General features: G+C 49.7%; 18 protein-coding genes. 12 read left to right on the top strand and 6 right to left on the bottom strand.

The features are described 5' to 3' along the window. Window positions 1–170: 170 nt before the first annotated feature. On the bottom strand, window positions 171–326 hold the full coding sequence (locus H6F88_RS10800; RefSeq protein WP_190642758.1) for a hypothetical protein: 156 nt from the start codon (window positions 324–326) through the stop codon (window positions 171–173). 19 nt (window positions 327–345) lie between these two features. Between H6F88_RS10800 and larB the strand changes: the two genes are divergently transcribed. Next, window positions 346–1140, top strand: coding sequence for a nickel pincer cofactor biosynthesis protein LarB (gene larB / locus H6F88_RS10795; RefSeq protein ID WP_190642757.1), 795 nt, complete (start codon window positions 346–348; stop codon window positions 1138–1140). Between the two features lie 44 nt (window positions 1141–1184). Here larB and H6F88_RS10790 read toward each other — a convergent pair whose 3' ends face one another. Continuing rightward, window positions 1185–1922: a phycocyanobilin:ferredoxin oxidoreductase gene (locus H6F88_RS10790; RefSeq protein WP_190642756.1), complete on the bottom strand. Its 738-nt coding sequence runs from the start codon at window positions 1920–1922 to the stop codon at window positions 1185–1187. A gap of 149 nt (window positions 1923–2071) precedes the next feature. Here H6F88_RS10790 and H6F88_RS10785 point away from each other — a divergent pair, with 149 nt between their 5' ends. The 3 genes from H6F88_RS10785 (at window position 2072) to tatA (ending at window position 5283) form a co-directional block, all read left to right on the top strand. After that, window positions 2072–3532, top strand: a complete 1461-nt coding sequence (locus H6F88_RS10785; RefSeq protein ID WP_190642755.1) for a protein kinase — start codon at window positions 2072–2074, stop codon at window positions 3530–3532. Further along, the gene (locus H6F88_RS10780) at window positions 3426–5018 is read left to right on the top strand and encodes a serine/threonine-protein kinase (protein ID WP_347277689.1); all 1593 of its coding nucleotides are present in this window, start codon (window positions 3426–3428) and stop codon (window positions 5016–5018) included. Before H6F88_RS10785 ends, H6F88_RS10780 begins: the two co-directional genes overlap by 107 nt. 82 nt (window positions 5019–5100) lie before the next feature. Continuing rightward, a complete protein-coding gene (gene tatA, locus H6F88_RS10775; RefSeq protein ID WP_190642754.1) occupies window positions 5101–5283 on the top strand; it encodes a twin-arginine translocase TatA/TatE family subunit in 183 nt (60 codons plus the stop codon). A 50-nt stretch (window positions 5284–5333) separates the two neighbouring features. Here tatA and cphA read toward each other — a convergent pair whose 3' ends face one another. Next, window positions 5334–8099: a cyanophycin synthetase gene (gene cphA / locus H6F88_RS10770; RefSeq protein ID WP_190642753.1), complete on the bottom strand. Its 2766-nt coding sequence runs from the start codon at window positions 8097–8099 to the stop codon at window positions 5334–5336. 142 nt (window positions 8100–8241) lie between these two features. Beyond that, window positions 8242–9093, bottom strand: a complete 852-nt coding sequence (locus tag H6F88_RS10765) for a cyanophycinase (protein ID WP_190642759.1) — start codon at window positions 9091–9093, stop codon at window positions 8242–8244. 626 nt (window positions 9094–9719) lie between these two features. Here H6F88_RS10765 and trmD point away from each other — a divergent pair. The 5 genes from trmD (at window position 9720) to H6F88_RS10740 (ending at window position 13982) form a co-directional block, all read left to right on the top strand. Further along, window positions 9720–10433: a tRNA (guanosine(37)-N1)-methyltransferase TrmD gene (gene trmD, locus H6F88_RS10760; RefSeq protein ID WP_190642752.1), complete on the top strand. Its 714-nt coding sequence runs from the start codon at window positions 9720–9722 to the stop codon at window positions 10431–10433. Between the two features lie 4 nt (window positions 10434–10437). After that, window positions 10438–11277 carry a sialate O-acetylesterase gene (locus H6F88_RS10755; RefSeq protein ID WP_190642751.1) on the top strand — a complete coding sequence of 280 codons (840 nt, stop codon included), beginning with the start codon at window positions 10438–10440 and terminating at the stop codon, window positions 11275–11277. Window positions 11278–11293: 16 nt separating this feature from the next. Next, window positions 11294–11785: a 2-C-methyl-D-erythritol 2,4-cyclodiphosphate synthase gene (gene ispF, locus H6F88_RS10750; protein WP_190642750.1), complete on the top strand. Its 492-nt coding sequence runs from the start codon at window positions 11294–11296 to the stop codon at window positions 11783–11785. A 50-nt stretch (window positions 11786–11835) separates the two neighbouring features. Then, complete coding sequence (locus tag H6F88_RS10745; RefSeq protein WP_190642749.1) at window positions 11836–12540, top strand: PHP domain-containing protein; 705 nt, start codon at window positions 11836–11838, stop codon at window positions 12538–12540. Window positions 12541–13277: 737 nt separating this feature from the next. Further along, window positions 13278–13982, top strand: coding sequence for a hypothetical protein (locus tag H6F88_RS10740; protein ID WP_190642748.1), 705 nt, complete (start codon window positions 13278–13280; stop codon window positions 13980–13982). A gap of 18 nt (window positions 13983–14000) precedes the next feature. Here H6F88_RS10740 and H6F88_RS10735 read toward each other — a convergent pair whose 3' ends face one another. Continuing rightward, complete coding sequence (locus H6F88_RS10735; protein WP_190642747.1) at window positions 14001–14471, bottom strand: L,D-transpeptidase; 471 nt, start codon at window positions 14469–14471, stop codon at window positions 14001–14003. Between the two features lie 465 nt (window positions 14472–14936). On the opposite strand from H6F88_RS10735, the gene H6F88_RS10730 reads away from it, so the two are divergent. The 3 genes from H6F88_RS10730 (at window position 14937) to H6F88_RS10720 (ending at window position 19554) form a co-directional block, all read left to right on the top strand. Continuing rightward, a complete protein-coding gene (locus H6F88_RS10730) occupies window positions 14937–16070 on the top strand; it encodes a hybrid sensor histidine kinase/response regulator (protein WP_190642746.1) in 1134 nt (377 codons plus the stop codon). An 88-nt stretch (window positions 16071–16158) separates the two neighbouring features. Further along, entirely contained in the window at window positions 16159–17541 is a 1383-nt protein-coding gene (locus H6F88_RS10725) for an aldehyde dehydrogenase (RefSeq protein ID WP_190642745.1), read from the top strand. Between the two features lie 15 nt (window positions 17542–17556). After that, a complete protein-coding gene (locus tag H6F88_RS10720) occupies window positions 17557–19554 on the top strand; it encodes a cation:proton antiporter (protein ID WP_190642744.1) in 1998 nt (665 codons plus the stop codon). Between the two features lies 1 nt (window position 19555). On the opposite strand, the gene H6F88_RS10715 is transcribed toward H6F88_RS10720, so the two are convergent. Then, a complete protein-coding gene (locus tag H6F88_RS10715; protein ID WP_190642743.1) occupies window positions 19556–20140 on the bottom strand; it encodes a hypothetical protein in 585 nt (194 codons plus the stop codon). Window positions 20141–20145: the final 5 nt, after the last annotated feature.

Raw genomic sequence — 20145 nt, 5'->3', positions numbered from 1 at the left:
TCATCGACATGACAGAACAGGGATTCTAGACTAAGCATGGGGCGGTTAGATGAGTTAAAAATTAGGTACTTTCAACTCTATCTATTTCGCCCCTCCTTATCCCGAACTCACGTTAAAGTAGTAGATGAAAGGGATGAGAGATGAAGGAATGAGGGATGAAAGGGTAGAATCTATCCCGTAGGGGCGAACGGCCGTTCGCCTTTTAACTCGTTCCCAAGCTCTGCCTGGGAATGCAGATTTGGAGGCTCCGCCTCCCCTCCTTCACGAGGCAGAGCCTCGCTGTAGGCATCTCCAGGTGGAACCCGGAGACGAAGATTTCCTTTCATCCCTCATCCCTCCCTCCCCGTGTCTCAACCCGAAGCTCTCCAAAATCTGCTCAACGCCGTCGCTCTGGGTGAAATCAGCCCAGAAAACGCGCTCGACAAACTCAAGCATTTCGACTTTGAACCGGTTGCCGACTTTGCCAAGATTGATCACCATCGATCGCTCAGAACTGGCTTTCCAGAAGTAATTTGGGGTCCAGGCAAAACGCCGGAGCAGATTGCTCACATCATGACCGCAATGCGGCAGCGCAACCCCGTCGTGATGGCAACTCGAATTACGCCCGAAGTTTACGAAAAGCTTCAGCCACAGGTTCCTGGGCTACGTTACTTTGAGCTCGCCAGAATTTGCGCTTTGGTGCAGTCTTCTGCGGCAGATGGTGAAATGCCAGAAGTTCAGCATGAGGGGGCGATCAGCCTTCTCTCTGCCGGAACTGCCGACCTTGCTGTCGCCGAAGAAGCAGCCGTCACCGCTGAGCTATCTGGATTTCGGGTAAACCGACTGTGGGATGTTGGCGTTGCCGGAATTCATCGTCTCCTGAGCAATCGCCAGGTCATCCAGGAAGCCGATGTTCTCATCGTCGTGGCAGGTATGGAAGGCGCGCTTCCTAGCGTCGTGGCAGGGCTAGCAGATTGTCCCGTCATTGCCGTACCAACCAGCATCGGCTACGGAGCCAACTTTGGTGGGCTTGCCCCTCTCCTAACCATGCTCAACTCCTGCGCCGCTGGAATTGGAGTCGTCAACATCGACAACGGCTTCGGCGCAGCCATTCTCGCCGGACAAATTCTCCGCACCGCTCAGCGTCTCAAGGATCGCTAGACGCAACGCGTGTCTTTTAGTTTGAGGGCGATCGCCTAATGTTGTTATTCAGGTGGAAGGTCAAACAGTACCGTTGTCAGATAGCGCTCAGCCCATTCATCACCAAAAGCCTTCTCTAAAACGCGGCGAGTTTTATCATTTTTCTGCTGTTTGGTGCAGTAATAGTGCTGTCCAGCAAAGATTTCAGACCGTTGCTCTGGCGTAGAAGGAGTAGCGATCGCCACCTGACAATGAACTTCTAAAAATGCTGCTACCCGTTCCAAAAACAGCGTTTCTTCTTCAGGATTACCTGGACGAATAAATAGACAAAATTCAGAAAAAATATCACCCCAATCTGGCAAATCACGCGGTTGGGAAAAAAAGATGTGGGGTAAAGCTTGTAATCTGGACTGATAGCTTTCGGGTAATGTGCGATCGCTACTTGTTGGAGAGAGGTCAACGATTGCCGCGCTAATTTGTCCTCGTCCACCTACCAAATCTGTGCCAAACATCGGCAGAGCGTAGTCAGGATGCGGAAACATTACACAATGCAGAATGTCTAGCGTTGTCCCCACTCGCGCCAGCTCCAAATGCATCTTGCGGAACTGGGGTGACTGATAGCAGCGATTCTCAATCGTCAGCCTTTCCCCTTCCAATCGTCCTTCCACGTAGCCCAAATCTTCAGGAAGTTGGTAAGGAGACAGATCCAGATGCTCTTGCCAGATTGCTTCAATGCGATCGGCAAGCCGCTGAATTAAAGGATGCTGTTGGGCGCGAATAGAGGTTTTAGTAATTTCTGACATGTGAAACAGGAGTTTTATAAGAAATTAAGTGCTTGATCCAGCTTAGAGGAATCTGGGATCAAGGGCAGCAGAGTCACCCTATCAGGTGATTCTGCTCATCTAAAAAAATGAGCTATAAATGACGCACAACAATAGGGGAGCAGCTACGTATGACACAATCCCAGGAAAACGCTCCCGGTGAAGTATTACACGATCGCTACGAAATTCAGCGGCAGCTTGGGAAGAATGCTGGACGGCGAACGCTGCTAGCGCGTGACCTGCAAACCCAAGAGTTAGTCGTTGTTAAACTTTTGTCCTTTGACAACGATTTTGAGTGGGATGATCTGAAGCTATTTCAGCGGGAAGCCGAAATGCTGAAAGCACTTTCCCATCCGGCAACTCCTCAATATCTCGACTATTTTGAACTGGAATTAACCTACGGTAAGGGGTTTGCCTTTGTTCAGAACTACGTAGAGGGGCGATCACTTGAAGAACATGTCCAGTCAGGACGCACCTTTAGCGAATCAGAAGCAAAACAGATTGCCCAATCCCTTTTAGAAATTCTCACCTACTTGCACGGACGACAACCGCCTGTCATTCATCGAGACATCAAGCCCAGCAACATTTTGCTCACTGACCGATCGGGCAACAGTCCGGGACAGGTTTATCTCGTAGATTTTGGCTCCGTCCAAACGTTAACTGCAAGTCAGGGAGGCACCATTACTGTTGTCGGTACCTATGGCTACATGCCGCCTGAACAGTTTGGTGGATACGCTACGCCTGCTTCAGATTTGTACAGTTTGGCGGCTACTTTAATTTATGTATCGACAGGCAAACATCCCTCCGATTTACCTCAAAAAGATCTCTGTATTCAATTTGAGTCAGAAGCTCAGTTTAGCTCCGCGTTTACCAGTTGGCTCACTTGGCTCACAGCACCGAATTCGAGCGATCGCCCCTCCTCTGCTGAGCAAGCCCTAGAAGCATTGCAGCAACCTGCTCAAATTAGCCCCTATGTATTATGCCCCAAGGAAGTCGTGCCGATGGGGGAACTGTTGTGGAACAGCCTTTGGCGCAGTTGCAGTGTGGGATTTGTGGTTGGAGGAGTGATTTCTGTAATCGATATTCTGTCCATAGTAATCCTGATCGGGTTAACTTCTGACGCAAGTGTTTTCAACATTCTCAGTATTTTCTCTTACGCTGCTTTGGGGGGCTTATTAGGTGCAGTATTGTATGGCTTACTTGCAGGAATTCCGGTTGGTTTTATAATTAGCATCTGGACGCGTCGGCAATACTACCCCCTTCACCACCCACGCAAATACAGACAAACGATCAAAGCAGTTGGTACTCTGACTGGCATCGCTGCGGCAGTGATAATTTTTTGGGGTTTCATCATTGCCGGGCTAGCACTTACAGATTCTGATGCTGATATGGCTTCCTATAATGTAATAACCTTGGTTTTGGTTACGGTAAGAGCCTTTTCGTCAGTTGTCTTGTGGGGATTGGTGGGAGGAGCGATTGGACAAAGTGTTGCTCAGTGGTATGAGCGGCGATCGCGCATTGGAGATCCCGAAGAAGAAAAGCCTCGTCGAGCTTTACCCAATTACAAACTTTTCTTCATCAATCGGAGCTAATTCTGCTTTGCAGTCTCATTCAGGCAAAGACTGGTCGCTACGGGTTTACGGTCCCAATTGTCAGACATTAACCAACATGACAGATTTTGCCAGGGAAACCTTACCCAGTTCTTCTCATGCAGCCTCCATTAACCTTCTCAATCAGGTACTGCATGGACGCTATCAGATCCAGCAGCAGTTGGGCAGGCGAGCCGGACGGCGCACCTTTTTAGGCCTCGATTTAAACACTCAAACACAGGTTGTACTGAAGTTACTATCATTTGGTAATGACTTCGAATGGCATGACCTGAAGCTATTTCAGCGAGAAGCCGAAGTTCTTAAGGCACTGTCTCATCCAGCCATTCCCCAATATTTGGATTATTTTGAGCTAGACTTGCCTGGCTTGAGAGGTTTTGTGCTGGTGCAGACCTATGTAGCAGGCAAAACGCTAGAGGAACATCTGAAGGCGGGGCGATCGCTCAGTGAAGCGGAAGTCAAACAAATCGCCAAAGATCTGCTGGAAATCCTGGTTTATTTGCACGGACAGCAGCCTGCGGTCGTACATCGAGATATTAAGCCGAGTAATGTGCTGCTAGGCGATCGCTCTGGCAACAGTCCCGGTCAGGTTTACCTGGTAGACTTTGGCTCCGTTCAAAATTTGGCAGCAAGAGAAGGAGGAACCATCACCGTAGTAGGCACCTATGGCTACATGCCGCCTGAACAATTTGGCGGACGGGCAGTGCCAGCCTCAGATCTCTACGGCTTGGGAGCAACCCTGATTTATCTGGTGATAGGTAAGCATCCCTCAGATTTACCTCAGCAAGATTTTCGGATTCGGTTTGAATTTGCTACCAATGTTTCTCCAGACTTCGCAAGCTGGCTCAGACATTTAACAGAGCCAAGTTTAGAAAAGCGGTTTGCCTCTGCCCAAAAAGCACTGGACGCGCTTGGGCAACCTAGCTCCATTCAGCAAATGGGATTGGGAGGGTTTGCTCAACCTGTTGGAAGCCAAATTTCGCTGACCCAGCAACCCGACTTTCTAGAAGTTCTGATTCCGGGAAAGTTTAGCCTCAGTCAAGTTGCACTGATTGCGCTATATACCTTGCTTCCCGCTCAGATTCTTACTGCAATTTCGATAGAAACGCCAGGATTAGCACTCCTTGGTTTGTTGCTGCTATTGCCTTTGCCCAAAGTTTTGTTTTCAGCATTTGGGCGAATTCGACTACGGATTGATCAACAGCACATTTCTATAACGCACGAGTTATTTGGCTTCAACTTCAAGCAAAAATCTAGTTCAAGACAAGACATTCGAGCAGTACACCTGATTCAATCAAAGCGATTTGGAGCTAGATCAAGGTTAGTTATCTGGACTGAAGACACAGCTCCAAAACCCCAAAAATATAGTAAATACGAGCTTCGTAAGAATGATTTGCTAGACCAGTGGGAACTGAAATGGTTAGCGCATGGGATAAGCGACTGGCTGGGATTGCCGCTGACCCGAAAGTAAGGAGAACCGGAAGGCTTGCTCTTTCCTTTCCGAATCGCCCTATAGTAAATGGGATAAAGGGCTTAACGATAGGAGATTCTGTATGGCATTAGGTTTAGGCTGGGCAGAAGTGAGCGTTATTGGAGTCGTCGCACTGCTAATTTTTGGCCCCAAAAAGATTCCAGAGCTTGGTAGCGCTTTGGGCAAAACCTTGAAGGGCTTCAAGGAAGAAATGAACCAGCCCTCAGAAGATGAGGAACAGGATTTGGATGAGGACAAATACTAAATGAATGATTAAAGGTAGTAAACGTTTGCTACCTTTAACCGTTCACCCTTTTATCCTCGATTAACGCCTAAGTTCAGTGTCGCTTCCTCTGCCTGCACTTCAACAGTTTGGAAGCCGTTTTGAGTGTTGGCAGCAGTTTCGACTGTCACGGTATAGTCACCGTTGGAGTTACTGATGCTGGCAGTTTGGTAGGGAGTTGGCTGTTGTAACGGATGTCGAGCTTTGATCAGGCTAATGGCGCGACTGACAGTTTCCGGCAAAATGACAACTAGACCGCCTGAAGGCGCACTATCTAGAGCGGTATTCACTGCTTCGGTTTCATTCAGAATGACTTCGTAGGGGCGATCGCTTCCTCCTTTCTGAATGCCTTGAACAATCAGTGCGGCTGCATCACCTCGTGGACGACCTCTGGTGTCGTCGTCTTCTTTAACGATAATTCGGTCAAAGATATCGGCAGCGAGTTTGCCTAGCGTGATAAAGTCTTCGTCGCGGCGATCGCCTGGCCCACCCACAACACCGATGCATTCTCCGGGCCAGTTGTTGACAAAGCTGCCTAACGCCTCATAGCTGGCGGGGTTGTGGGCATAGTCAATCAAGGCATGGAATTCTCCCAGGTCAAATAGGTTCATTCTGCCGGGAGTTTGATCTACCGATGCCTGGAAGGTCATCAGCGCTGCTCGAATACTTTCGATGCTGACACCCTGAGCAAAGGCAGTAAGGCTGGCTGCCAGGGCATTGGCAATCATGAAGGGGGCACGGCCGCCCATCGTCAGCGGCACATGCACCGCTTGCTCGATTCGCAAGGTCCAGTCGCCTTTGAGAATGGACAGGTAGCCGTTCTCGTAGACTGCTGCCAGTCCGCCCCGTTGGGTGTGCGATCGCACCAATTCGTTGTCTGGATTCATCGAAAAGTAGGCAATCTGTGCTTTTACCCGTTGTGCCATTGCTGCAACGAGGGGATCATCAGCATTCAGAACAGCGTAGCCATTGGGTCGAGCTGTTTCTACAACAACGCTCTTGAGGTGTGCCAGGTCTTCTACCGTTTCAATGTCACCAATTCCCAGGTGGTCAGCCGCGACGTTCAACACAACGCCTACATCGCAATAGCTAAAGCCTAAACCCGAGCGCAGAATTCCACCTCGGGCTGTCTCCAATACGGCAACTTCTACGGTTGGGTCTTGCAAAATTACCTGAGCGCTTTGCGGACCAGTCGTATCGCCCTTTTCCACTAAATAATCTTGAATGTAAATGCCGTCGGTGGTGGTGTAGCCCACGACCTGTTGAGTTTGCTTAAAGATGTGGGCAATTAGCCGTGTAGTGGTGGTTTTGCCGTTGGTACCCGTGATCGCAATGATGGGGACGCGGGTCGGGGTTCCGGGCGGAAACAGCATGTTGATTACAGGTTCTGCCACGTTGCGAGGAATGCCCTCACTGGGGCAGACGTGCATCCGGAAGCCGGGGGCCGCATTGACTTCAACAATTACGCCATCGGTTTCACGCAAGGGACGAGAAATATCTGCCGTGACGATGTCGATCCCAGCAATGTCTAGCCCAATGATTCTAGAAACTCGCTGCGCCAGCCAAATGTTTTCGGGATGAATGTCGTCCGTGCGATCGACTGCAATCCCACCTGTGCTCAGGTTTGCGGTAGCTCTGAGATAGCAGATTTCTCCGGCAGGCAAGACGGTGTCGAGATCATAGCCCTGGCGATCGAGCAGTTGCCACGTGGTGCGATCGATTTCAATCCGCGTGAGAATGTTGTCGTGCCCTTCGCCCCGCCGGGGATCGCGGTTCGTCTCGTCTACTAGTTCAGAAATGGTAGATTTGCCATCTCCAATGACGTGAGCAGGAACCCGTTCTGCAACCGCGACGACCTTGTGGTTAACCACCAATACGCGATGATCTCGCCCGGTGTAGTAACGTTCAACGATGACCGCTTTGGAGACTTCTTTGGCTGCATCATAGGCTTCTTCTGCCAGTTCCCAGGAGTCAATGTTGATCGTGATCCCGCGTCCGTGGTTGCCGTCTAGTGGCTTGATCACGATGGGGTAGCCACCTACGTCGGCGATCGCCTGTTCCAGTTCGTCCAGGTAGTGAATCACTGCTCCACGCGGCACAGGGACGCCTGCGTCTTGCAGAATCTTCTTAGTGCCTTCTTTGTCAGAAGCCAGTTCAACGCCTAAAATGCTAGTGAAATTGCTCAGCGTTGCCTGCACTCGTTTTTGGTAAGCTCCATGCCCTAACTGGAGCATGGCACGAGAGCCTAGCTGCATCCAGGGAATGTCACGGGCTTCGGCTTCTTTAACAATGCTTTCAGTACTTGGTCCCAGAGCTGCCTGGGCACCGAGATCCTGCAAATCGCGCAGGTCCTGTTCCAACTCTTCAAGCGGGTAGTGTCCGGTTTCAACAATGCTCTGGCAAAGGCGGAATGCAGCTCTAGTGGCATAGCGTCCGGCTTGCTCGTCTATATATTCCACCACCACCTGATACACTCCGGGGGTTGCGGTTTCGCGGGTGCGACCAAACCCAACGGGCATTCCTGCTAGAGTTTGCAGCTCCAAGGCAATATGCTCCATGATATGTCCCATCATGGTGCCTTCTCGTACCCGACTGAGGAATCCCCCTCGGCAGCCTGGAGAGCAGAAATGTTCAATTAAGCTGGGAAGCGCTTCGGTTAGTCCTTCGTAGAAGCCGGGAATTTCATTGGAGGGACGTTCTGCCAGGTCTTCTAAGTCCAGGCGCACTATCACCAGCTTTTGGTGTCGAATGCTCCAGTAATTTGGACCACGTAAGGTTTGGGTTTTTAGAATTCTCATAACAATGTTGGCGGCTCGCTTGGGGCGAAAAGGACGCTATTCAATACTGTCTAGTCTCAAGCTTGGGAAAACTGTTAGACCGTTCACGGTGAACAGTTTTGAGCTCAGGTGAGTTGAATTAGACTAAAATTTGGCTCACTCCTTAAGCCCTGGTCGCAAGAGCTAGCCGTTTGTTCATGTCGTAGCGATCGCCAGGACTGAGAATGTGAACTCTCAAATTGTGGATGCTGAGCGGATCGGTAGTGCCCACGTCAGATTGATTGGTGTGAGAAACGCTGCTGGGATCAATCACCGTAACCGTGCCTTTGCCGATCACCTGAAAGATGCCACTGTCTTCAAATAGGGCGCAGGTATCCTCATCGATGCCGATCCCCAGTTTGTCGGGGTAGATAGAGATCGCGCTCATGAGGCGCGCCATACGATTTCTGTTGTGAAAGTGCTGATCCACAATCACATCAGGAATGATGTTTAGCCCAGTCGCTAAATCTACTAAAGATCGATTTGGTGATTCGCCGCTGCCGCCGCCAGCAATCATGTGTTCTCCCATGACGGCAGCCCCTGCACTCGTACCAGCCAGAGTAATTTCACCTAACTGTGCCCGAACGCGGACTCTTTCCATAATAGGGGTATCTGCCAGCAACCCGCAGAGCCGAAGCTGGTCGCCACCCGTCATGAAAACGCCCGTACACTGCTCAAGGTAATCTTTCCAGTCAGGATTTTCGCTTTGTTCGCGATCGCGAATATCTAAAATTTCGATCGCTTTTGCCCCCATTTCCTCAAAAATGGTGCGATAGCGATTGCCAATCACGCTAGGTTCACGCGAGGCACAGGGAATAATAGCAATTCGAGCGTCAGTTGCCCCCGCTCGATTAAAAAAAGCATTGAGAATTTGCCGTCCGTGAACTTTGTCTTCAGCACCGCCAATCACCAACACGGCAGCTTTTGTCAAATAAGGCATCCTCTGCTCATGGAATTGGGGTTCTAATTGCAGCATGAGATCGCTCCTGGGCATGAAGTTCATCAATCGCTCCAGCAGCTTACTAATTGAGATATTACCTCTATTCATCCTCTTGCTCCACCCTTGAGGTTTTGCACGATTCAGGATGCTTTTAAGCTGAGAAACACAGAACCGTTGATCATTCTACCCACTGCCTCCGCTATCTGAATTTAAGCAGAATACTAAGGGAACAGGTTTTCACCTGGTTGTCTTAGCCTGAACTAGAACTAGACCGACTCAAGCCGCTTCTGTTTCTGGAGCGTTACCAATACACACTATGACAAATATTTAAGCATAACTTAAGAGTTTCTTGAGTTTTTCTTATGGAAGGTGAGGAATTGGGAATTAAGGGTTGGGGATGGGGGATCAACCTCGTTCCCAACCCTAATCCCCGCTCAACACTGCTTCAACTTAATGAACCTAGGTCAGCCTCCTCGATATGCTTAGAGGTAATGGGATGTTCAGACATGATGATATTTAGATATAAACTGCTGAGGCGGATTGAATTGGAGAATCTTGTTACTTGACAGGCATTTCCCCAAACCGCTTCTGGTTTGCTTAGTGGCGTTCAAATGCGATCGCCTTATGGATGCGATCGCTCACAAACCTAATCCCCAACACCCGTGCGCTTTGACATCATTACCCTATTCCCAGACTTTTTTGCCTCCCCTCTGCAATCCGGCTTATTGGGCAAAGCTTTAGCAAAACAGATTGCAGAAGTACATTTGACGAACCCTCGCGACTTCACCACTGACAAGCATCGACGAGTCGATGACGAACCCTATGGTGGCGGTGTAGGAATGTTGATGAAACCAGAACCAATTTTTGCGGCGGCTGAGTCGCTTCCGGTTTTGCCTCAACGAGAAGTGATTTTGATGACTCCTCAAGGCAAGACGATGAATCAGCCCATGTTTCAGGAGTTGGCGGCAGGCTACGACCAGTTAGTGATTATTTGCGGCCACTATGAGGGCGTAGATGAGCGCGTTTTGCACCTGGTTACGCGTGAGGTTTCGCTGGGAGATTTTGTCCTCACCTGCGGTGAAATTCCCGCTCTGGCATTGCTGAATGGCGTAATTCGCCTCCTACCTGGCACGGTTGGCAAGGTAGAATCGCTCAAGGCAGAAAGCTTTGAAGCTGGACTGTTAGATTATCCGCAATACACTCGCCCGCCTGAGTTTCGGGGTTGGCGGGTGCCAGAAGTGCTGCTATCTGGCAATCATGCGGGGATCGATCGCTGGCGAAAAGAGCAGCAAATTCAACGCACCCGCGATCGCCGCCCTGACCTCTACGAAAGCTGGCTTAACCAATCCTCCCCTGATCCGCGTGGACTAGAGTGACTCCATGGCAGCAATCAAGCTTTTTATTCTGGCTGGGCAAAGCAACATGGTAGGGCGGGGAGAACTTACGGAACTGCCCCAAGAGCTAAAACAGCCAAACTTTCAGGTATTGTGGTACGGCTCTGATGGATGGCGACCGCTCAGCCCACCTACCGAGCCACTGCCCTGGAGCAGCAAATATCTGGAGCTTCGATTTGGCATGGAGGTTTCGCTGGGGCGATCGCTCTCCGAGTCGCTCTATCAATCCGTTGCAATTGTCAAATATGCGGTTGATGGTACTGATCTAGGGGAACAGTGGCAGCCTCAAAACTGTACGCTCTACTGCGCCATGCGCGATCGGGCGAATATGGCGATCGCTGACCTGAAAGACCAAGGCTATGAGGTAGAGGTCGCAGGTTTTTTCTGGATGCAAGGGGAAAGCGATGCCCTTTATCGTCCCTGGGCAGTTCGCTACGACAGAAATTTGGCTCGGCTATTTGCCCAAACTCGGCGCGACTTTGGAGCTGATCTGCCGATTGTTTATGGCATGGTGTCAGGTGATCCTGAGCGACTGCCGTATCTGCAAACTATTAGAACAGCCCAACAGCAGCTTGACCAGCGTGACCATCGGGCGATCGCCGTTGAGACTGAAAGCTACACCAAGTCCGATACAATTCACTGGAACACAGCCAGTACACTCAAAGCTGGAGAAGAATTTGCCTCTGCCTGGTTGACATTGGGCGAACCTCAAACGCCTTTGCCCTTCACCCCTCAACCCCAGTTTGTAATGGGCTTAGCTGCGTTTGTTCTTTTGCTTATAGGGGCAGCCGTCTTCTCCTGGTCTGCTCGAAAAGCTAAGGCTTGATTTTAGGAGTGTTTCAGTGTCAGTTAATCTTCGGATTGGAAATGGTTACGACATTCATCGGTTGGTTAGCGATCGCCCCCTGATCTTAGGCGGCATCAAAATTTCTCATGAATTAGGACTGCTAGGTCACAGCGACGCAGATGTGCTGACTCACGCGATCATGGATGCGATGCTGGGAGCACTAAGCCTGGGTGATATTGGGCATTATTTTCCCCCAACTGATCCCCAATGGGCAGGTGCCGATAGCTTATTGCTACTGGCGCAGGTCAACCAGTTGATTCAGGAGCGGGGGTGGCAGGTGAGCAATCTAGATTCGGTGATTGTGGCAGAACGTCCGAAACTCAAGCCGCACATTCAGGCAATGCGCGATCGCCTTGCCAAAGTCCTAAAACTTGCCCCCGACCAGATTGGGATCAAGGCTACTACCAATGAAAAGTTAGGACCCGTTGGGCGAGAGGAAGGAATTGCTGCTTACACGGTCGCCCTGCTAGAAAGGCAAGGCAGTTAAAGAGTCCATTTGGGTATAGTAGAAGACGAGTGTAAATTTTTAAGACCTATATGGCTGCCAATCTTGCTCAGGCTTCCGCTCAGATAGCAGCGCAGGATGCACCAGCACTAAAGCGCGTCTTTGACACGATCACCCTAGAGAGCTGCCCACGTTTATACAACTTCCACATGCACACTGTCTGCTCAGATGGCAGGTTGCAGCCTGAGCGGTTGATGGAACAGGCGATCGCTCTCGGTCTAAAAGGACTAGCAATCACCGATCACCACACGGTCAAGGGCTACTATGCTGCGCAAGAGTGGCTACAGTGGTACACGCCCGAATTAGCTCAGGTCGGTACTGTGCCTCGCCTCTGGACGGGCGTAGAAATTAACGCTGGACTATTAGAAACCGAGGTACACATCCTTGGTTATGCGTTTGATCCAACTCACTCAGCACTTCAGCCTTATCTAAAACGAGAGTCTAGCACCGGAGATCACTACCAGGCGGAGCAAGTCATCCACGCCATTCAAGCGGCGGGTGGTCTGGCAGTGTTAGCACATCCGGCTCGCTATCGGCGATCGCACCACCAACTGATACCTGAAGCAGCCCGACTGGGGATTGATGGGGTGGAGACATACTACGCTTACAACAACCCTCAACCCTGGAAACCTAGTCCAAAGCAAACGCAAGAAATAGAGCTATTAAGCAAGACCCACAGTCTATTCAGCACTTGTGGCACAGATACCCACGGTCTGAGCTTATTACAACGGCTTTAAGATCAGGTTAAACTTTCAGCCGTTTTCGTAACATGGTTGGCAAAGTGTAACCCAAGGCTGCTAGAGGTTTTTAAGTATTGAAAGTAAGCCTAGAAAGTCGTGTCAATTTGATTTTTGTTTGTGGCACAGGCTGAACGTGCCAGGAGTTTATTAGCGAGAAATTGCTTGAATCCTCTTTTCTGTTAAGTAATTTTAAGCGATTCTTATTTCCCTGTGTTATCAGACGGTCGCAGTCGTGGCAGATCGAAGGCATCTACTGCAGAATCTTGGCGAAATTAGCGTCAGCAAAAAGGCACTTCCTGAGAAGTGCCTTCAAATTGGATTGAGTAAAGCTGATTTAATAAATCTAATGATAAACACACAGCTTTTTTAGAACAGCTCTTTTCTAGGGTAAAGCGCCACTCTGCATGGTGATAATGCCAATTACTCCTACGCTGGCTAGAGCGAATAGAAGAACCATGGAGATGGATTGTCCCAAATGTTTTGAAGTTTTCATAAGTTTCTTACCTCTTCCTTAATTTTTTAAGAATGTTCCTCAGAATACCAAAGAACTTCTTGGGGCGAAATGAAACAGGTAGAAACTTAAATCAACTTAATCTTTCTTAAGATTTGCGATCGCTCTAACTCACAATTTTTAAGCCAAAACTTTGCTTTGCGATCGCTCCATTCGCCCCATGCTCTAAATGAATTCGCTATAGTGCTGCAAACAGTTTGAGTGGGCGAATGTTGGGGCAGTCGTGAAAAAAGTTGGATTTATTGTTTTTGCAATTCTCTTAGGAGTTGGTTTGGGAGCGCTTGCAGCAATTTCCCTCTCTTGGCAGCAAGCAACACAGCTACCGGAGTGGTATGACAGTCAGAAACAAGCAACTAATCTAGACGCAACGGAAAGCACGATCGCCAGAGATAGAATCATTCGAGGAATAACCACAACTAGTAGCAGTGGAATCACCCGCATTGATGGTGAACTCAATGCAACAGATATTAATCAGTTAGTTGTGGGAGCGATCGCCACCAATCCCAACTACCGTCCTGTCTTGGAAGGAACCAGAGACATTAATACGACCATTCAAAACGGTCAGGTGCAAAGTGGAGCCGTGGTTAATCTGTCTGAGATTCCAACGGAGCAACTCAACCCCACAGAACGAGCTTTATTGGAGCGGCTTTCCCAAACCTTTCCTGCTCTAGCAGACCGAGAGATTTACCTTGGCATTGAAGGACAACCCAGCTTTGAGCAGGGGCGCTTGTTGTTGAGTGAGGATACGGTTATTCGCGTGGGCGATCTGAGGCTAACGCTCGACCAACTCCAAAGCCTGTTTGGAGTCTCAAGAGAACAGATCGAGCAGCAAATTAACCAGAAGCTTCAGCAAGAAGGACTGGATCTAAGCACAGTCGAGTTTCAGGGTGATAGCGCTGTGGTCAGAGGAGAAGTGCGATCGCCCTGAGTTACTCGTAAACTTCAATCACTCATGCACTACAACTGGGGTGCCCATCTCTGCCCAACTAAACAACCACTCCGCATGATCGACTGCAACATTGACACAACCGTGGCTCATCGGCACGCCAAACTGATTGTGCCAGTAGGCACCATGAATTCCATAGTTACCGGAGTAGTACATCACAAAGGGCACATCGGGAATGTTGTAGTCATCTCCCTGCATTCGTGCAACGCGATGCATCGACTGGATTTCAAATGTGCCGGTCAGAGTAGGGGTTGCGTCTCTGCCCGTTGAGACAATCACCGCCCGCACCGGATTGCCGCCCTCCCAAGCAATCAAGCGCTGTGTAGACAAGTCAACCTGAATCCAACGTTGGCTCGACTGCTGTAAGTCGTACATGCGAGTAGCGATCGCCTCTGCATTGTCAGATGGCTCGACCGCCAATACTGACCCAGATTTTGCTCCAGCAATGGAGAGTGCTAGCGCCAATGCCATAGTTAGGGAAACCTGAACCCCAAATTTTCTCAAAGATAAGAGTAAGCCAGGACAGGTGAAGCGTTTCATATCAAGATTTGCAACCAATGCTATGAATAGCGACCTGTTTCAAAACCTAAAATGTTCCTACAATTGCGTTTCTGCTAGAAACCTTTACTTAAGCCGTGTCCAACAGATTCTCTAATACCACCTTTAAATATTAGAGCTACAGATGGAGGGGCACCCCGCGTCACTGCCCTTCCATCTGTAGCTTATTTTTGTAGAAACGCTGTAAAAACACTGAGCAGGATTCATGGTCTTGACGTAAAGAGGCTGTTCTGGGGAAGTAGGGTAAGTAAAAATACTAAAGAAAATCTGAAGAATACTTCGTTGGTAGGAGGCAAAAAGCGGGGTGGGGTGAGAAGATCTTCAAAAAAGCTCTTGACAGTCGTTCTTTCTATATATCGTGACTAAGTAATAATTTTCATGGACTACTCGCCCCTATTTGGTAGATCTTCCAAAGTTGATCGCGTTCTCGTTGTAGACGATTCGCCCGACAACACGTTTTTAATTCAAGCAATTTTGGAGGAAGAGGGATATAAGATCGACGTTCTCAACAATGGCAGCGATGCTCTCGCTTACATTAATGCGTCTCCACCCGATCTGCTGCTGCTAGACGTGATGATGCCAGGAATGGATGGCTTTGAGGTAACACAGCGGATCCGTAAAAACGCTAAGCTGCCGTTTATTCCAATTTTACTGATTACGGCTCATGACCAACCCCGTGTGTCGCAAGGGTTGGATATTGGTGCGGATGATTTTATTCGTAAGCCCGTTGAGTTTGATGAACTGTTAGCACGGGTGCGATCGCTGCTGCGACTCAAGCACAGTGTTGATGAGCGAGACCAAATTGCCCGTCAGCGTGAAGATTTTGTCTCGCGTCTTACCCATGATCTGCGGACTCCACTTGTGGCGGCGGACCGGATGATGTCGTTGCTGCAGCAGGGGGCGTTGGGCGAGTTGTCTCTTGAGGTCCTAGAGGCACTAGCGACCATGGAGCGCAGCAATCAAAATCTGCTCGATATGGTCAATACCTTGCTTCAGGTTTATTGCTATGAGGCAGGACGGAAGACGCTTAGCCTGACCCCGATCGACGTGCGCCAACTGCTTAAGGAAGTTGTGCAAGGGCTGATGCCGATCGCCCTCGATAAGGGACTGGCTCTACAAACGAATCTTGCCGACGATGATAAGCTGATTGAGTTGCGGGGCGATCGCCTGGAACTACACCGTGTTTTTACCAATTTAGTCGGCAACGCGGTCAAGTTTACGGACACTGGCTCAGTCACCGTTCGACTCAGCACCACCGTTCACGTAAAGGCAGACCAATCTGCTGAATCTTGGGTCAAGGTAGAAGTCGAAGATACTGGCCCAGGAATTTCGCCAGAGTATCACACCTCTTTGTTTGAGCCGTTCCGCCACGGCAACCACAAGCGATCGGGTAGTGGACTGGGGCTACATCTTTCCTGCCAAATTATCAAAGCGCACCGGGGCACCATTGAGGTTGAATCTCAGTTGGGCAAGGGTAGTCTGTTTACGGTGGAGTTGCCGACTCATCTCTAGAACAGATCCGCTTTGTCTACCTACCAAAATTTTGGTGGAACCTGTCACAATTAAGGCGATTCCCCTTTTTGAAGTAGGTTGAGGCAGCATGGTGCAGTTAGCGACCAGTCAGGTTCACGAACTTGTGCAGCAGCAGCGACAGTTTTTTAACAGCGGCAAGACAAAATCCGTTGACTTTCGCATCGCTCAACTTCAAGCCTTGAAGCAGGCAGTCATCGATCACCAGGCTGCCATTTTGATCGCCCTTGCAGAAGATCTGGGAAAACCGGAGTTTGAAACGTTTGCCACTGAAATTGGCGTAACGCAAGAAATTGATTATGCCTTAAAGCATATTCGCACTTGGGTTAAGCCCAAGAGAGTAGCCGCACCGTTTACGCAGTTTCCTGCGGTGGCAAAGATTTTGCCAGAACCTTTGGGGGTTGTACTGATTCTCGGACCCTGGAACTATCCGTTTCAACTGATGATTTCGCCGCTGGTGGGTGCGATCGCCGCTGGCAACTGTGCCCTGCTAAAGCCATCTGAAATTGCCCCAAGCACCTCTCGGCTAGTCGCAGAAATCATCCAAAAAACCTTTGACCCTGCCTATGTCAGCGTTGTAGAAGGCGGTGTAGAGGTCAGCAAAGCTGTTTTAGCAGAAAAGTTTGACCACATCTTCTTCACAGGCGGTACGGCGATCGGCAAAATTGTCATGGCTGCGGCGGCTCAACATCTGACTCCTATAACACTAGAGCTAGGCGGCAAAAGTCCTTGTATTGTCGATCGCAACATTTCCCTAGAGGATGCTGCCAGACGGATTGCCTGGGGCAAGTTTATCAATGCGGGTCAAACCTGCGTTGCACCCGATTATCTGCTGGTTGATCGCCAGGTTAAACCTGCCCTGCTGACCGCGATTCAAACTTGCATTCAAGAATTTTATGGAGAAGATCCGGCTAAGAGTCCAGACTACGCCAGGATTGTAAGCCCCAAGCAGTTTTCGCGATTAGCAAACCTTCTGCAGAGTGGCAAGATTCTGATAGGGGGTAAAACAAATGAGCAGGAGCGTTACATTGCGCCAACTTTGATAGATCAGATCTCACCCGATGATCCGGTGATGCAAGAGGAAATTTTTGGGCCAATTCTGCCAGTGATTGAGTATGAAGATATCGGCGAGGCGATCGCCCTGATCAACAGCAAATCCAAACCTCTGGCGCTCTATCTCTTTTCGCGTGACAAACAGCTACAGCAGCGAGTGCTTCAAGAAACCTCCTCTGGTGGCGTTTGCATCAATGACACGATCATGCATATTGGCGTTCCAGAACTTCCCTTTGGTGGCGTCGGCGATAGCGGAATTGGCAGCTATCATGGCAAGTCCAGTTTCGATACCTTTTCCCATCACAAAAGCATTCTGCAAAAATCCTTTTGGTTTGGGCTCAAAATTTTATATCCACCCTATGCAGGCAAACTCGACCTGCTGAAAAAAGTCTTCAGTTAATCGAGAAAAACTAATATGGCTCAAGAACTGACGCTGATTGTTGAGATGGTTACGGTTCTTGGAACTGCAACGCTGGGAGGATACTTAGCCAACCGACTTCATCAGCCTGTACTGTTGGGCTATCTGCTGAGTGGAATTGTCGTTGGACCAGCAGGTTTTGGGCTGGTCAGGTTAGAAGGCGACATCGCAGTTTTATCTGAGGTCGGAGTCGCACTGCTGCTTTTTACTCTGGGAGTAGAATTTTCTCTGGCAGACTTGCTGCGGTTTCGACACATTGCTCTAGGGGGCGGCTCAATTCAAATTCTACTGACCACGTTGTTAGGAGGTGGATTAGCCTATGCAACAGGTTGGGTAGATACCGTTCCGACTGCCATTTTTCTGGGAGCCGTGCTTTCTCTCTCCTCGACGGCAGTCGTGCTAAAAAGCTTGATTGAGCGAAACGAGGTGCAGACAGCCTACGGGCAGGTCATGCTGGCAATGCTGATTGCCCAGGATTTAGGTTTAGGGCTTATGCTGGCCGTTTTGCCTGCTTTAACTCAACCGCCAGAGGCGATCGGCGGTGAACTGATCAGCGCCTTGGTGAAATCTTTATTTTTTATAGCCATAGCACTAGTTGTGGGAATATGGCTGATTCCGCTGATTATGCGGCGGGTGGTCAGAACGGGCTCCCAGGAAGTGTTCATTCTGACGATTTTTACTCTTTGCCTGGGCGTAGCGCTGCTAACTTCAGTGTTGGGTTTGGGGATCGCAATGGGCGCTTTCGTAGCAGGGCTGATGATTTCAGCGGTTGAATACGCAGACCAGGCGCTAGATAAAGTTTTGCCGATGCGCGATGTGTTTTCGACGCTATTTTTTGCCTCGATTGGCTTGCTGATTGATCCCCTGTTTTTACTGGAAAATATTTGGGTGCTGCTGGGGTTGGTGGCGATCGCCATGATTGGCAAAGCCTTGATTGTGACTGGTGTTGTCCGGCTGTTCGGCTATTCTCTTAAAACATCACTCACGGTAGGACTAGGGATTAACCAAATTGGAGAATTTTCCTTTGTTCTGGCAGGAGTTGCCCAAAGTCTAGATTTGTTTTCGCCCCGACTCTATGGACTGACTGTTGGCACAACCGCTGTAACACTCCTGGTTACGCCATTTTTTCTCAAAGCATCTCCTTATCTTTTCAGCACTCTAGAAAGATTGCCGCTGGTTGGCTCAATGTTGCGCGACAGTCAAGCTCCTCGTGCCATTGCGGTTGACGCAGGCATCTCTAACCACATCGTGGTGGCAGGTTATGGCAGGGTTGGGCAAACACTCGTGCGGCTCCTGAATTCTCAAGGGCATCATGTTTTGGTGATTGACAACAATGAGGCGACTGCTCAAGCTTTGCGAGATCAGGATATTCCTTACCTTTACGGAGATGCATCCAGTGAGCTGGTGTTGCAAAAGGCGTATCTACCTAAGGCAAAGGCATTAGCGATCGCCCTACCCGATCCCCTAGCCACCCGGCTGACACTCAAGCGGGTGCTAAGCTTGGCTCCCGATCTGGACACGATTGTGAGAGCGCACGTTAACCAAGAGATTGACGTACTCTACCAACTCGGAGCGCAAGAGGTCGTTCAGCCTGAGTTCGAGGCGGCTTTAGAAATGGGAGCGCATCTGTTGCTTAATTTAGGCAGTCAGCCTAACCAGGTTCTGAAAGTAATTAATACCTATCGCTCTAGGCGCTATCGCGACATTGTGCCCGAACGAACGGAACTGGTCGTAACTGACTTAGAAACTGCAATGGAAGGGCTTCAAGGGGAATGGCATACATTAATGCCAAGTTCTCCCTTGAATGGGTTAACGCTAGCAGAAGCTGACATTCGGCACAAGACTGGTGTGACGATCATGGCAATTCGGCGTGGCAGGGAGGTAAACCGTTATCCTGGTGCAGACACGCTGCTGTTGGAGGGCGATCGCCTGCTTGGAGTCGGCAGCATAGAAGAACGAACCGCTTTTAAAGCATTAATCAGCGGCAAAAGTTAACTCATCCCTCATCATTCGCCAATGTCTCTAACGACTCTTGCTGCTCTTCTTCAACGGAATAAATGCTTTCTGTCACATAGGGCAGACTAGCACCACGCAGACCGCGTCTGATGCGGTCTGGAGTTTCTGGGAACGTAACAAACAGCGGATGCGTTTCATCAGCTCCCTCACTCAGAATGTGTCGATGGCGAGGAGGCATCATCCACTCATATCCTTTGTCGAGCCAAATTTGAGTTTGTCTCCAACGACCCAGTAGCTCTGAAAAATCTTCTTGAGGGCGATGGATAAAAACAAAAATTTCTACGCCCGTCTTGATCTTCCACTCTGGATCGCACATCAAAATACCAACGTCACAGGGCAGCCGAACCATTTGTCCGGCTGCAATGCTGACTTCTGTTGCACTGATTGCAGGTGCTGCATCCCGAATCCGAACGATGGGAAGCGGAATCGTAATCACGCTCTCGCTGGGGCGGCGCATACTGGGGATCATTTCCAGATAGGGGCGAAATCGCTTGAGTAGGGCGATCGCCCCCAAGTGGTCACTATAGTCCGCCAGAGACTCTTCGTAGTGAGATTGTCGAGTCATGGTTT

Origin of the sequence: Oculatella sp. FACHB-28, from assembly GCF_014696015.1 — a bacterium.
In the GTDB taxonomy this organism is placed as follows: domain Bacteria; phylum Cyanobacteriota; class Cyanobacteriia; order Elainellales; family Elainellaceae; genus JAAUTN01.
This window is presented reverse-complemented; position numbering and strand designations above follow the sequence as displayed.

What these genes read in the sequence shown, in the direction of transcription:
- H6F88_RS10800 (WP_190642758.1), bottom strand. Translation starts at nt 326, where the DNA reads ATGAAAGGAAATCTTCGTCTCCGGGTTCCACCTGGAGATGCCTACAGC.
- H6F88_RS10790 (WP_190642756.1), bottom strand. Translation starts at nt 1,922, where the DNA reads ATGTCAGAAATTACTAAAACCTCTATTCGCGCCCAACAGCATCCTTTA.
- H6F88_RS10785 (WP_190642755.1), top strand. Translation starts at nt 2,072, where the DNA reads ATGACACAATCCCAGGAAAACGCTCCCGGTGAAGTATTACACGATCGC.
- tatA (WP_190642754.1), top strand. Translation starts at nt 5,101, where the DNA reads ATGGCATTAGGTTTAGGCTGGGCAGAAGTGAGCGTTATTGGAGTCGTC.
- cphA (WP_190642753.1), bottom strand. Translation starts at nt 8,099, where the DNA reads ATGAGAATTCTAAAAACCCAAACCTTACGTGGTCCAAATTACTGGAGC.
- H6F88_RS10765 (WP_190642759.1), bottom strand. Translation starts at nt 9,093, where the DNA reads ATGCTGCAATTAGAACCCCAATTCCATGAGCAGAGGATGCCTTATTTG.
- H6F88_RS10755 (WP_190642751.1), top strand. Translation starts at nt 10,438, where the DNA reads ATGGCAGCAATCAAGCTTTTTATTCTGGCTGGGCAAAGCAACATGGTA.
- H6F88_RS10745 (WP_190642749.1), top strand. Translation starts at nt 11,836, where the DNA reads ATGGCTGCCAATCTTGCTCAGGCTTCCGCTCAGATAGCAGCGCAGGAT.
- H6F88_RS10735 (WP_190642747.1), bottom strand. Translation starts at nt 14,471, where the DNA reads ATGGCATTGGCGCTAGCACTCTCCATTGCTGGAGCAAAATCTGGGTCA.
- H6F88_RS10730 (WP_190642746.1), top strand. Translation starts at nt 14,937, where the DNA reads ATGGACTACTCGCCCCTATTTGGTAGATCTTCCAAAGTTGATCGCGTT.
- H6F88_RS10725 (WP_190642745.1), top strand. Translation starts at nt 16,159, where the DNA reads ATGGTGCAGTTAGCGACCAGTCAGGTTCACGAACTTGTGCAGCAGCAG.
- H6F88_RS10720 (WP_190642744.1), top strand. Translation starts at nt 17,557, where the DNA reads ATGGCTCAAGAACTGACGCTGATTGTTGAGATGGTTACGGTTCTTGGA.
- H6F88_RS10715 (WP_190642743.1), bottom strand. Translation starts at nt 20,140, where the DNA reads ATGACTCGACAATCTCACTACGAAGAGTCTCTGGCGGACTATAGTGAC.